Origin of the sequence: Enterobacter sp. R-25 (assembly GCF_049913205.1) — a bacterium.
GTDB classification, from domain to species: domain Bacteria; phylum Pseudomonadota; class Gammaproteobacteria; order Enterobacterales; family Enterobacteriaceae; genus Enterobacter; species Enterobacter ludwigii.
In genome coordinates this window covers 4,378,245-4,390,759 of record NZ_CP183982.1, presented here as the reverse complement: position 1 = coordinate 4,390,759, position 12,515 = coordinate 4,378,245, and the positions used below count along the sequence as shown (strand labels likewise).

The 12,515-nt window shown below is 56.3% G+C and carries 12 protein-coding genes; 4 read left to right on the top strand and 8 right to left on the bottom strand.

The genetic code is table 11. The annotated features are described in order from the left end of the window. Position 1: 1 nt before the first annotated feature. The 3 genes from gntT to gntX form a co-directional block, all read right to left on the bottom strand. A complete protein-coding gene (gene gntT / locus ACN9MQ_RS21045; protein WP_014171973.1) occupies positions 2-1,318 on the bottom strand; it encodes a gluconate transporter in 1,317 nt (438 codons plus the stop codon). Positions 1,319-1,625: 307 nt separating this feature from the next. Continuing rightward, the gene (gene nfuA, locus ACN9MQ_RS21040; RefSeq protein WP_003861601.1) at positions 1,626-2,201 is read right to left on the bottom strand and encodes a Fe-S biogenesis protein NfuA; all 576 of its coding nucleotides are present in this window, start codon (positions 2,199-2,201) and stop codon (positions 1,626-1,628) included. Positions 2,202-2,262: 61 nt separating this feature from the next. Further along, positions 2,263-2,946 carry a DNA utilization protein GntX gene (gene gntX / locus ACN9MQ_RS21035; protein ID WP_426262669.1) on the bottom strand — a complete coding sequence of 228 codons (684 nt, stop codon included), beginning with the start codon at positions 2,944-2,946 and terminating at the stop codon, positions 2,263-2,265. Between the two features lie 36 nt (positions 2,947-2,982). On the opposite strand from gntX, the gene bioH reads away from it, so the two are divergent. Then, positions 2,983-3,756 carry a pimeloyl-ACP methyl ester esterase BioH gene (gene bioH, locus ACN9MQ_RS21030; protein WP_151712562.1) on the top strand — a complete coding sequence of 258 codons (774 nt, stop codon included), beginning with the start codon at positions 2,983-2,985 and terminating at the stop codon, positions 3,754-3,756. 111 nt (positions 3,757-3,867) lie between these two features. Next, positions 3,868-4,137, top strand: coding sequence for a YdgH/BhsA/McbA-like domain containing protein (locus ACN9MQ_RS21025; RefSeq protein ID WP_020884569.1), 270 nt, complete (start codon positions 3,868-3,870; stop codon positions 4,135-4,137). Between the two features lie 30 nt (positions 4,138-4,167). On the opposite strand, the gene feoC is transcribed toward ACN9MQ_RS21025, so the two are convergent. From feoC to greB, 5 genes are all read right to left on the bottom strand, one after another. Next, complete coding sequence (gene feoC, locus ACN9MQ_RS21020) at positions 4,168-4,407, bottom strand: [Fe-S]-dependent transcriptional repressor FeoC (RefSeq protein WP_014171968.1); 240 nt, start codon at positions 4,405-4,407, stop codon at positions 4,168-4,170. Between the two features lie 10 nt (positions 4,408-4,417). After that, a complete protein-coding gene (gene feoB, locus ACN9MQ_RS21015; protein WP_014171967.1) occupies positions 4,418-6,736 on the bottom strand; it encodes a Fe(2+) transporter permease subunit FeoB in 2,319 nt (772 codons plus the stop codon). Between the two features lie 30 nt (positions 6,737-6,766). Beyond that, complete coding sequence (feoA, locus tag ACN9MQ_RS21010) at positions 6,767-6,994, bottom strand: ferrous iron transporter A (protein ID WP_020884570.1); 228 nt, start codon at positions 6,992-6,994, stop codon at positions 6,767-6,769. Positions 6,995-7,286: 292 nt separating this feature from the next. Beyond that, on the bottom strand, positions 7,287-9,617 hold the full coding sequence (locus ACN9MQ_RS21005; RefSeq protein WP_426021553.1) for a Tex family protein: 2,331 nt from the start codon (positions 9,615-9,617) through the stop codon (positions 7,287-7,289). An 88-nt stretch (positions 9,618-9,705) separates the two neighbouring features. Beyond that, entirely contained in the window at positions 9,706-10,179 is a 474-nt protein-coding gene (greB, locus tag ACN9MQ_RS21000; protein ID WP_014171964.1) for a transcription elongation factor GreB, read from the bottom strand. Between the two features lie 232 nt (positions 10,180-10,411). Between greB and ompR the strand changes: the two genes are divergently transcribed. Further along, complete coding sequence (ompR, locus tag ACN9MQ_RS20995; protein WP_006177890.1) at positions 10,412-11,131, top strand: two-component system response regulator OmpR; 720 nt, start codon at positions 10,412-10,414, stop codon at positions 11,129-11,131. Further along, entirely contained in the window at positions 11,128-12,474 is a 1,347-nt protein-coding gene (gene envZ / locus ACN9MQ_RS20990) for a two-component system sensor histidine kinase EnvZ (protein WP_014171962.1), read from the top strand. Before ompR ends, envZ begins: the two co-directional genes overlap by 4 nt. Positions 12,475-12,515 lie beyond the last annotated feature (41 nt).

The window sequence follows — 12,515 nt, the reverse complement described above, 5'->3', positions numbered from 1 at the left end:
ATCAGATAACCATGTTCAACAGCAGAACCCCGACCAGACCACACACCGAAATAATGGTTTCCAGTGCAGACCAGGACTTGATAGTTTCACCGATAGTCAGGTTGAAATATTCCTTGAACAGCCAGAAGCCCGGATCGTTCACGTGAGAGAAAATCACGCTACCGGAACCTACCGCGATAACCATCAGCTCAGGGCTCACGCCCGTCGTCGCAATCAGCGGCGCAACGATACCACCGGCGGTGATTGCTGCAACGGTTGCAGAGCCGAGCGCGATACGCAGCACCGCAGCGATAGACCACGCCATCAGCAGCGGTGACACATTGGTTTCATGCATCATGGCCGCGATGTATTTATCCACGCCGCTGTCGACCAGCACCTGCTTGAACGCACCGCCACCACCGATAATCAGCAGCATCATGGCAATGATTTTGATGGAAGAGGTCAGCGTGTCGTTAATCTGATCCATTGAACGACCACGGTTCAGGCCGAAGGTGAACATCGCAATCAGCACCGCAATCAGCGTCGCCATCACCGGGTCGCCCAGGAATTCGGCAACGGACAGGAACGGGTGGCCTTTTGGCAGGATCATTTCCGCCACGGCACGCATCGCCATCAGGATGACAGGTACCAGAGAGGTCCAGACGCTGACGCCAAAACCAGGCATCTCTTCTTCCGTGAAGGTTTTCGCGCTGTACAGACCTTCCGGGATAGGCTTATCAATCCCTTTCAGGAAGCGGGCATAAACCGGGCCGGCCAGGATCACCGTCGGGATTGCCAGAATCGTACCGAACAGCAGGGTTTTACCCATATCGGCATGGAAGATGGTGGCGATCGCGGTTGGACCCGGGTGTGGTGGCAGGAAACCGTGCGTAACGGACAGCGCGGCGGCCATCGGTACACCGACATACAGCAGTGGAATGTTCGCTGCCGCTGCGATGGTGAACACCAGTGGCAGCATCAGCACGAAGCCCACTTCATAGAACAGTGCGAAACCGACGGTAAACCCGGTTAACACGACCGCCCACTGGATATTCTTCTTACCAAATTTGGCAATCAGCGTGGTGGCAATACGCTGAGCGCCGCCGCAGTCCGCCAGCATTTTGCCGAGCATAGCGCCAAAGCCCATGATCAGTGCCAGGCTACCGAGCGTGCCGCCGACACCGGCTTTAATGGAGCTGATGACTTTCACCAGCGGCATCCCTTGCATCAGACCGACTGCAAGTGCCACCAGAACCAGAGCGATAAACCCGTTCATTTTGAAACGGATCATCAAGAGCAGTAATAACACAACACCGATAGCAACGATGACTAATGGCATGATTTACCTGGCCTTTGAATTGTTATGGGTAACGTCATTGTTTCAACGACAAATTCCGATTGTCCCAACTGGGAACAGAGTGTTAACGGCACTAATACTGTTGCCTTGGAAACTATTAAGTTTAGTCGGCTGTTATGAAGGTGCTTAGTGCCCACGAGAATGATACGGGTAACATGTCGTGGTTGAGAATCACCCTGGGGGGCTAAATTTGAATTATGAGACGCAGGTCAACATATGGGGAGGCAAGGCAGGGAGGGGAAAACAGGCCCGGTAAGCATAGCGCCACCGGGCAAAAGCAGGCGGGCGCTTAGTAGTAAGAGTGCTCGCCGCGCTGGTGTTCGGTCAGATCGCGCACACCTTTCAGTTCCGGGAATTCGTTCAGCAGCTGCTTCTCGATCCCTTCTTTCAGCGTGACATCAACCATTGAACAACCGTTACAGCCGCCGCCGAACTGCAGGATCGCCAGGCCGTCTTCAGTAATTTCCATCAGGGAAACACGACCGCCGTGGCCCGCCAGCTGTGGGTTGATCTGAGACTGCAGCAGGTACTCGACGCGCTCCATCAGGGGGGCATCGTCAGACACTTTACGCATTTTGGCGTTTGGCGCTTTCAGGGTCAGCTGAGAACCCAGCTGATCGGTGACGAAGTCGATCTCCGCATCTTCAAGATACGGTGCGCTCAGCTCATCAACGTAAGCCGTGAGCTGTTCAAATTTAAGGGCAGTGTCAGTCGCTTCCACTGCGTCCGGAGGACAATAAGAGACACCACATTCTGCATTCGGAGTGCCTGGATTGATCACAAACACGCGGATCTGCGTCCCTTCTTCCTGATTTGCCAGCAGTTTGGCAAAGTGCGCTTGTGCAGAATCGGAAATACGGATCATAGCTTTGGCCTAATAGTTGACTAAATTACCTGGGTATAATCATACGCCCATTGAAGAAGGGCTACAAGGTACGGCACAGACACCATACCTGAACCGACGCGGCGCCGCTTTGCAAAAGCAGTCGGGAAAGTTCAGCAACGGTACTGCCTGTGGTGACGACATCATCCACAATCGCGATATGGAGGCCTTTGACCGGGAATTCAAGACGAAAGGCATTTTTGAGGTTCCTTTTGCGAAGCCGGGCCGTGAGCTGATGCTGGATAGCCGTATTATGGACGCGTTTGAGCGCACGGGCGTCGTACCGGCAACCGAGCCATCGCGCGAGCGGGCGGCAAAGCAGGTCACTTTGGTTGTAGCCGCGTCGCCAGTGTCGGCGACGGTATAAAGGCACGTTGACCACCATGTCGATGTTCGGCAGGCTGCGGGTGCGTCGCGCCTGTAAAACGGCCAGCAGTAACAGGCGGGCGAGGGGACGCGCCAGCACACTCTGGCTGGCAAACTTCAGCGCATGAATAAGGCCGCTTAACGGCGCAACATAATCATCCACAGCCACCAGGGCACACCACGGCGGCGCTTTTTTCAGGCAGCGGCCGCAGGGAACGTCTCGCCCGGTGGCATTTAGCCCACACTGCGGACACGTCATCGCCTGCCTTTTCAGCGAGCGGGTGCAAACGGAGCAGACGCCCCATGCGCTGAGGGCAAGCGGCATCCGGCATAGCCAGCACAAGCCAGGCACTGTTAACATGTGCAACCTCCATGTGAAAAAAGAGAACAGTAACTGATGAAGACGCTGTGGTGGCAGACCGTAGGGACGGGAAATTGCCATCTTGTGCTGCTGCACGGATGGGGCCTGAATGCCGAAGTATGGAATTGCATAACCGGGGAACTCGCCTCGCAATTTACCCTGCATCTGGTGGATTTACCGGGCTTTGGCCGCAGTCGCGGCTTTGGGGCAATGTCGGTTGAGGAGATGGCGCAGCAGGTGCTGGACGCTGCGCCGCAACACGCCATCTGGCTGGGCTGGAGCCTGGGCGGGCTGGTGGCGAGCCAGATTGCCTTGACCCATCCCGAGCGCGTGCGTGCGCTGGTCACGGTAGCCTCGTCACCGTGCTTCAGTGCGCAGGACGACTGGCCGGGCATAAAACCGGATGTGCTGGCCGGGTTCCAGAAACAGTTGAGCGAAGACTTCCAGCGGACCGTTGAGCGTTTCCTGGCCCTGCAGACAATGGGAACCGACACCGCGCGTCAGGATGCCAGAGCGCTGAAGCAGACCGTGCTTTCCCTGCCGATGCCGGACGTTGAGGTGCTTAACGGGGGGCTTGAGATCCTCAAAACCGTCGATTTGCGTGAGCCGCTGGCCGCGCTGGCGATGGCGCACCTGCGTATCTACGGCTACCTCGACGGGCTGGTGCCGCGTAAAGTGGTTCCAGTGCTGGATTCACTCTGGCCACAAAGTGAGTCTCTGGTGATAAACAAAGCTGCGCATGCGCCGTTTATCTCTCATCCGGCGGAGTTTTGTTCAGCGCTGATTGCGTTAAGTCAACGTTTAGACTGATTATTTTCTATCCAGCCTGGAAAAAGTTTCACACCGCAACCATACTCCAGATGTCGTTGCGGTTGTTCTGCCTACGATAATCAAAACAACAATCCTATGGAGAGTCAGGCTATGAAACTTGTTACAGGTATCGTCACTTCTCTGGTTATTGGGTCACTTTCATTTGGCGCCTTTGCGGCACAAGAGCTGGAAAAAGATAAAGTTGCCGGGATGAATCTGACCAAAGTTGGTGAGATTTCTACGTCTGACACGACCGCGCCGATGGACGCTAAAAGAGAGCTGTCTAAGAAAGCGGATGAGCTGGGTGGGAAGTACTACGTCGTCACCAGTGCAGAAAAACAGACCAAAAACGTGCGCGCAACGGCGGACGTCTATAAGTAATACGATAATGCCGGGCAGCGATGCCCGGCTTTATGCGCGCAGTGCCCACCACTCTCTGAGGCAGGCTTTTCCTTCCGGGCAGCTTTTACAACTGCCGGACAGGCAGCCCTCCGCCTCTTCCTGAATACGCACCGCTTTTCCCATGGCTTCCAGTCTTTCCAGCATGGCATCGATCATCGGCTGCGGGGTATGCAGGGTGAGGCTCAGCTGTTTCGCCTCCATTCGCCCTTGTAACGCCAGCAGATCACGTACCTGAATCAACGATGCCATGGCTTACCCCTTAGTGACAGTCGCCCGCCGGGCTGTTGCAGCAGGTGGCAGCCGTTTTGCGGTTTGCCAGCAGGTTGATATCAACCCGGCTGCGTGCCCGGCGTAGCAGGCCGAGAACGAGCACGTTAAACAGCACAACCGCCAGGATGCACACCAGGCTATAACGTGGGTGCTGGCTAAAGTTAACGGTCTGATAAAAGAGCGTCGCCAGCGAGTACGCGATGTTGAGCCCCCACAGAATGGAGAAGCCCATCCAGCCACGGCTGGACTCGCGGGCAATCGCGCCCATGACGGAGATGCACGGAATATAGAGCAGAACAAAGATGAGGTAGCTGTAGGCCGCAGAGGCGCTGCCAAATTTCTCGCTCATCACGCCCATGGCACCCGTTGCCATTTCGCCGTCACCTTTACTGGCCTCAATAGGGTTCGCCAGCACACTCAGGCTAAAGGTGTCTTTCAGGCTCTGCCATGTCTCTTCGACGGCGCCCAGCAGTTCGTTACCGAGATGAAACTCTGCCGGATTGAACGCTTGCTCCTGGATGTTCTCCGCGGTGTAGAGCGTATTCAGGGTCCCGACGACCACCTCTTTCGCCATCGCACCGGTGAACAGACCGACGGTCGCCTGCCAGTTATCGTCATGGACGCCAATCGGTTTGAAGACCGGGGTTATGACGCGGCTGACGGAGGCGAGGGCGGAGTCGTTGATGTTATCCGCAGCCTGTCCGCTCAGGGTGAAGCTGTTCAGCGCGCTCAGGAAAATACTCACGATAACAATCACTTTACCGGCACGCAGGACGAAGCCTTTCAGGCGCTGCCAGGTCTGGATCACCAGGCTTTTAAGATGGGGGACGTGGTAGACCGGCAGTTCCATGACGAACGGCGACGCTTCGCCGCGCATGATGGTGTGTTTCAGCATCAGCCCCGTGAGAATGGCCATGACGATACCCAGCACGTACAGCGAGAAGACCGCCAGCGCCCCCTGCTGCCCAAAGAAGGCCGCGGCAAAGACCGCGAAGATAGCCAGTCGCGCACCGCAGGACATAAACGGTGCCATCATAATGGTCATCAGACGTTCACGCGGTGCATCCAGCGTACGGGCACCCATAACCGAGGGCACGTTACAGCCGAAGCCCACGATCAGCGGCACGAAGGATTTGCCTGGCAGACCGAGCGCCTGCATCAGGCGATCCATGACGAAGGCGGCGCGCGCCATGTAACCGGAATCCTCAAGGAAGGAGAGGAACAGATACATCATGCCGATTTGCGGCACCAGAGGCAGTACGGTGTTGATACCACCGCCAATCCCCTGGGCAAGGAAGATGGTCAGCCATTCCGGGAAATGCAGGGTGTAACCCACCCACTGAATGCCATGAACAAAGATAGCAACGGAACCGGCATCGAAAATCGGCTGGAGTGCGCCACCAATGTTAATGGCGAGCAAGAACATCAGGTACATCACCAGCAAGAAGACCGGCAAACCGAGGAAACGGTTAAGCACAACCTTATCTACGGCAGCGGTGAAGCGGCTCGGTTCCGCCGTCAGGGCGTTACTGACCACGTCGCAAATCGCGGCGATGGCCTGATAGCGAGCATCAGCGATATGCAGGGCCGGGTCATCCAGCTCGTCGCTCAGACGGGCGAGGACCACGTCCAGTTTATCTGCCGCATGACCAGCATAGGCGCGGCTGTAGATATCCCCTTCCAGCATTTGCAGGCCGAGCCACAGGCGCTGTTTCGCGGGCATGCTTTTGTCCATCTCTTGCGCCAGCAGATCCGCTTCGCGCAGGAGCGGCTGGGCGTAGTGCACCAGCTCAACGTTACGATTTCCCGCGTGGCGATCGATAGCCAGTTTCAGGGCATCAATACCGCGGGCGCGCGTCGACACCAGCGGAACGACCGGGCACCCCAGCCGTGCGGAGAGGGCATCGACGTCGATGCGCAGTTTCTGTTTCTCTGCAATGTCGAGCATGTTGAGCGCCACGATGCAGGGAATGCCCAGCTCCAGCAGCTGCAGCGTCAGGTAGAGGTTACGCTCAAGGTTTGAGGCATCAACCACGTTGATGAGCAGATCCGCGTCGCCGCTAAGAATATAGTGGCAGGCAATCTGCTCATCGAGCGAAGTTTGCGAGGAGATCGTGGTTAAGGAGTACGTGCCGGGCAGGTCAACCAGCGTGACCTGGTGATCTGTTGTTGAGAACAGGCCTTCTTTACGTTCAACCGTTACGCCAGCCCAGTTACCGACGCGCTGGCGCGCACCCGTGAGCTGGTTAAATAGCGTTGTCTTGCCGGAATTAGGATTGCCAATTAAGCCAATAGTTAATTTTTTCATTTTTCTGGACTCACTGAAACCGCTGGCTTGTTATCGGGATAAGGCTTCGACTTCTATTAATGCGAGATCTTTTTTACGCAATACCAGATTTACGCGTCGGGTTTCGATATGCACCGGATCACCTAACGGGGCGACGCGCACGACCTGAAATGACGAGCCGGGCAGCATGCCCAGCGACAGCAGCTTTTGTCGATAGGCCGGGCTAATTTCGTGGGTAAAACCGGTAATTTTCCATGCACTGTCTGGAGTGAATTGCATAATGCCTGATTCCACGAGAGGTTAAAATATCTACTATGGGATGATAATGAGAATAGTTTTTATCAGCAATAATAAAACTGTGACGGAATGTTGTTTGCGGTATTAATTTACGGCCTGTTTGACCTTGCTCAATATTTACTGATTCTGCGGCAGGGAGAGGAAAGGCTTATTTGTTAATAGTGTGATCACTGGTGGTTGAAATATAGATATACAACCGGTTTCATATTTTACAATTAATTTCGGCGGGATAACGGCCCGGTGAGTGACGCATCACCGGGCCTTTTTTATGCGGTTAGCGTTTCTTACCCATTGCTGCCGCCAGCGCATCCATCATGGCGCTGTTGCCCGCAGGCTGGGCGTCACGTCCGCGTGGCTTCGCCGCTTTTGCGGCCGGGCGCTGCTGCTCGCGTCCGCCGCCGTTACTGCCGCGGCGCGCGTTGGTTTCACCTGGCTGCTCGTCCAGACGCATCGTCAGGGCGATACGCTTACGCTGCAGATCCACTTCCATCACCTTCACCTTCACAATGTCGCCCGCTTTGACCACGGTATGCGGATCTTCAACGAATTTATTGGCAAGGGAAGATATGTGGACCAGACCGTCCTGGTGCACGCCGATATCGACAAACGCGCCAAAGTTGGTGACGTTAGTGACCGCCCCTTCGAGTACCATGCCTGGAAGCAGGTCATTCATGGTTTCAACGCCGTCGGCGAAGGTCGCGGTTTTAAACTCAGGACGCGGATCGCGGCCCGGTTTTTCCAGTTCTTTGATGATGTCCGTGACCGTCGGCACCCCGAACTGTTCGTCGGTAAAATCGACCGCCTTCAGGTTACGCAGCGCGCTGCTGTCGCCCATCAGGTCTTTCAGCGCCTGCTGGGTTGCGGCCAGAATGCGTTCCACTACCGGGTACGCTTCCGGGTGAACGGTTGAGGCATCCAGCGGGTTATCGCCGTGGTTGATGCGCAGGAAGCCCGCGCACTGCTCAAACGCTTTTGGCCCCAGACGGCTCACCTTCAGCAACTGCTGGCGGTTCTGGAACTGGCCGTTTTCATCACGCCAGGCAACGATGTTTTGCGCCATCATGCGGGTTAAGCCCGCCACGCGGGTCAGCAGGGGAACAGAGGCCGTGTTCAGGTCAACGCCGACGGCGTTTACGCAGTCTTCCACGACCGCATCCAGCTTACGGGCCAGCTGAGTCTGGCTCACGTCATGCTGATACTGGCCGACGCCGATGGATTTCGGGTCGATCTTAACCAGCTCCGCCAGCGGATCCTGCAGACGACGGGCGATAGAAACCGCACCGCGCAGGGAAACGTCCAGGTCCGGGAACTCCAGGGCGGCCAGTTCAGACGCCGAATAGACGGAAGCGCCCGCCTCGCTGACAATCACTTTCTGTGCGGTGACTTTCGGGAACTGTTTCTGCACATCGAGGTAGAAACGCTCGGTTTCACGGGAGGCCGTACCGTTGCCGATGGCCACCAGCTCCACGTTGTATTTCTCGCACAGCGCCGCAACCACGACGGCAGCCTTCGCCGCCTGGCCGGTATGCGGATAAATGGTATCGGTAGCCACCAGCTTGCCGGTACCGTCAACCACGGCCACCTTTACGCCGGTACGCAGACCCGGATCGAGACCCATGGTGGCGCGCAGGCCGGCAGGTGCGGCCATCAGCAGGTCGTGCAGGTTACGGGCGAAGACGTTGATTGCTTCGTCTTCGGCGCGTTCACGCACGGTGCCCATCAGTTCGGTTTCGAGGTGCATCAGCACCTTGATGCGCCACGTCCAGCTCACCACGCCTTTGCGCCAGCTGTCTGCCGGCGCGTTGTTAAGGCGCAGGCCGAGGTGGTCGATAATGATCTGCTCGCAGTGGCTCTCTTTTGGTGGCTCGTCAAACTGTGGATCGGCATTCAGGGAGAGCTGGAGCACGCCTTCGTTGCGGCCGCGGAACATCGCCAGCGCGCGGTGTGAAGGGGTGGTAGAGATGGGTTCGTGATGATCGAAATAATCGCGGAACTTGGCGCCTTCTTCCTCTTTCCCGCTGACCACGGTAGAGACGATGTGGGCGTTTTTCCACAGATAGTCACGCACTTTCGCGAGCAGGGCGGCATCTTCGGAGAAGCGCTCCATCAGAATGTAGCGCGCGCCGTCGAGTGCGGCTTTGGTGTCTGCGACCCCTTTATCGGCATCGATAAACTTCGCGGCTTCGGTTTCCGGGTCGTGGGACGGTTCGTTCCACAGCAGTTCGGCCAGCGGCTCCAGGCCTGCCTCAATGGCAATCTGTCCACGGGTACGGCGCTTCGGTTTGTACGGCAGATACAGGTCTTCGAGTTCGGTTTTGCTCAGGGTGCCGTTGATTGCGGTTTCCAGCTCGCTGGTCAGTTTTCCCTGTTCGCCGATGGATTTGAGGATCGCCTGACGACGGTCTTCCAGTTCGCGCAGGTAACCGAGACGGGTCTCCAGGTTACGCAGCTGCGTGTCATCCAGACCGCCGGTGACTTCCTTACGATAACGTGCAATAAACGGCACGGTGTTCCCTTCATCAAGCAGGCGAACGGCAGCTTCTACCTGTTCGGCTCTGGCCTGAAGTTCACCCGCAATAATGCGGCAGAGCGAATCTTTCATCATGGCTTTATCATCTGTTGAGTCGAAAAAATCAGGGGATAGTTATACGGGCTGACACGGCAAAATGCCAGCCGCGGAGGGCGCTCTCGGACTATTTAACGTACGTAATTTCGTTGACGTACCAGCTGGCTTCGCCGCCAGGGGTCTGCACGACGGCCAAATCGCCCACTTCCTTTTTCAGCAGCGCACGGGCCATTGGTGAGTCGATAGAGATGTAATCCTTACGACCAAAAATTTCGTCATAGCCGACGATACGAAAACGCAGGGTGTCGCCATCGTCGTTCTCAATCTCGACCCACGCGCCGAAAAACACTTTGCCTTCCTGCTGTGGGGAGTAATCCACTATTTTGAGGTTCTCAAGGCATTTGGTCAGATAGCGGACCCGGCGGTCGATTTCACGTAACCGTTTTTTGTTGTACTGGTAATCAGCATTTTCACTGCGATCGCCCAGGCTTGCGGCCCAGGTCACTTTCTTGGTCACTTCAGGACGCTCTTCGCGCCACAGGTAATCCATCTCTTTTTTGAGTTTCTCATACCCTTCGCGGGTGATCAGGGGCGTTTTCATGGGGTGACCTTAAGACTCGACATCATTGCATTCTTTGCGCACATTACGTATCACGTAGTCTAACAGACAACGTTAATAATGATTTATGTGATGAAATGTGCAGATAAGCTGCTGTTAAATATGCTTTGTAACAATTTCGACTAGAATTTATACCAGAATTAGCTGGTCGAACACGTGCACTTTTTTAGAATACGCTGTTATTAGACTATCCGAACCTTTGGGAGTACACACAATGCAAGAGAACTACAAAATTCTGGTCGTGGATGACGACATGCGCCTGCGTGCGCTGCTTGAGCGTTATCTGACCGAGCAGGGCTTCCAGGTTCGTAGCGTGGCCAACGCTGAGCAGATGGACCGTCTGCTGACCCGCGAATCTTTCCATCTTATGGTACTCGACCTGATGCTGCCTGGTGAAGACGGGCTTTCCATCTGCCGCCGTCTGCGTAGCCAGAGCAACCCTATGCCGATCATCATGGTGACGGCGAAAGGGGAAGAGGTTGACCGCATCGTTGGTCTGGAAATCGGCGCTGACGACTACATTCCAAAACCATTCAACCCGCGTGAACTGCTGGCCCGTATTCGCGCCGTGCTGCGCCGTCAGGCGAACGAACTGCCTGGCGCACCGTCGCAGGAAGAAGCGGTGATTGCGTTTGGTAAGTTCAAGCTGAATCTCGGTACCCGTGAGATGTTCCGTGAAGATGAACCTATGCCGCTCACCAGCGGTGAGTTCGCGGTGCTGAAAGCGCTGGTCAGCCACCCGCGTGAGCCGCTTTCACGTGACAAGCTGATGAACCTGGCGCGCGGCCGTGAATACTCCGCAATGGAACGTTCCATTGACGTGCAGATCTCCCGTCTGCGCCGCATGGTGGAAGAAGATCCGGCGCATCCTCGTTATATTCAGACCGTATGGGGTCTGGGCTACGTGTTTGTCCCGGACGGCGCTAAAGCATGAGGCGAATGCGCTTCTCTCCGCGAAGCTCATTTGCCCGTACGCTGTTACTGATTGTCACCCTGCTGTTCGTCAGCCTGGTGACAACCTATCTGGTGGTGCTGAACTTTGCGATCCTGCCGAGCCTCCAGCAGTTCAATAAGGTTCTGGCATACGAAGTGCGTATGCTGATGACCGATAAACTGCAACTGGAGGACGGCACGCAGTTAGTTGTTCCCCCGGCGTTTCGCCGTGAAATCTACCGTGAGCTGGGTATTTCGCTTTACTCCAACGAAGCGGCAGAAGACGCTGGCCTGCGCTGGGCGCAGCATTATGAGTTCCTCAGCCAGCAGATGGCGCAGCAGTTAGGTGGCCCGACGGAAGTGCGCGTTGAGGTCAACAAAAGCTCGCCGGTCGTCTGGCTGAAAACCTGGCTGTCACCCAATATCTGGGTGCGCGTCCCGCTGACCGAAATTCACCAGGGTGACTTCTCACCGCTGTTCCGCTACACCCTTGCCATTATGCTGCTGGCGATAGGCGGCGCGTGGCTGTTTATTCGTATACAGAACCGACCGCTGGTCGACCTGGAGCACGCTGCGCTGCAGGTCGGTAAAGGGATTATTCCCCCGCCACTGCGTGAGTACGGCGCCTCAGAAGTGCGTTCCGTGACGCGGGCCTTTAACCATATGGCGGCCGGCGTGAAGCAGCTGGCAGACGACCGTACGCTGCTGATGGCGGGCGTGAGTCATGACCTGCGCACGCCGCTCACACGTATCCGTCTGGCGACGGAGATGATGGGCGAAGAGGATGGTTATCTTGCGGAGTCCATTAATAAGGACATCGAAGAGTGTAACGCCATCATTGAGCAGTTCATTGACTATCTGCGTACCGGGCAGGAGATGCCGATGGAGATGGCCGATCTGAATGCGGTACTCGGTGAAGTGGTCGCGGCGGAAAGCGGCTACGAGCGGGAAATCGATACCGACCTGCAGGCCGGTGAAATTCAGGTGCGGATGCACCCGCTTTCCATTAAACGTGCTGTGGCCAATATGGTGGTTAACGCGGCCCGTTATGGCAATGGCTGGATTAAAGTCAGCAGCGGGTCTGAGCTCAACCGCGCCTGGTTCCAGGTCGAAGATGACGGTCCGGGCATTAAGCCAGAGCAGCGTAAGCATCTGTTCCAGCCGTTTGTGCGGGGCGATAGCGCGCGCAGTACCAGCGGAACCGGCTTAGGCCTGGCGATTGTGCAGCGTATTGTGGATAACCATAACGGCTTGCTGGAGATTGGGACCAGTGAGCGGGGCGGTTTAAGCATTCGCGCATGGTTACCGGTGCCGGTGACGCGCGGGCAGGTGAGAGAGAGTTAAAAAAGGGTGGCAAAAGCCACCCTTTTTTTTTGCAGGTCGGG

Coding starts and splice junctions, on each gene's coding strand:
- gntT (WP_014171973.1), bottom strand. CDS start 1,318: ATGCCATTAGTCATCGTTGCTATCGGTGTTGTGTTATTACTGCTCTTG.
- nfuA (WP_003861601.1), bottom strand. CDS start 2,201: ATGATCCGTATTTCCGATTCTGCACAAGCGCACTTTGCCAAACTGCTG.
- gntX (WP_426262669.1), bottom strand. CDS start 2,946: ATGTTAACAGTGCCTGGCTTGTGCTGGCTATGCCGGATGCCGCTTGCC.
- bioH (WP_151712562.1), top strand. CDS start 2,983: ATGAAGACGCTGTGGTGGCAGACCGTAGGGACGGGAAATTGCCATCTT.
- ACN9MQ_RS21025 (WP_020884569.1), top strand. CDS start 3,868: ATGAAACTTGTTACAGGTATCGTCACTTCTCTGGTTATTGGGTCACTT.
- feoC (WP_014171968.1), bottom strand. CDS start 4,407: ATGGCATCGTTGATTCAGGTACGTGATCTGCTGGCGTTACAAGGGCGA.
- feoB (WP_014171967.1), bottom strand. CDS start 6,736: ATGAAAAAATTAACTATTGGCTTAATTGGCAATCCTAATTCCGGCAAG.
- feoA (WP_020884570.1), bottom strand. CDS start 6,994: ATGCAATTCACTCCAGACAGTGCATGGAAAATTACCGGTTTTACCCAC.
- ACN9MQ_RS21005 (WP_426021553.1), bottom strand. CDS start 9,617: ATGATGAAAGATTCGCTCTGCCGCATTATTGCGGGTGAACTTCAGGCC.
- greB (WP_014171964.1), bottom strand. CDS start 10,179: ATGAAAACGCCCCTGATCACCCGCGAAGGGTATGAGAAACTCAAAAAA.
- ompR (WP_006177890.1), top strand. CDS start 10,412: ATGCAAGAGAACTACAAAATTCTGGTCGTGGATGACGACATGCGCCTG.
- envZ (WP_014171962.1), top strand. CDS start 11,128: ATGAGGCGAATGCGCTTCTCTCCGCGAAGCTCATTTGCCCGTACGCTG.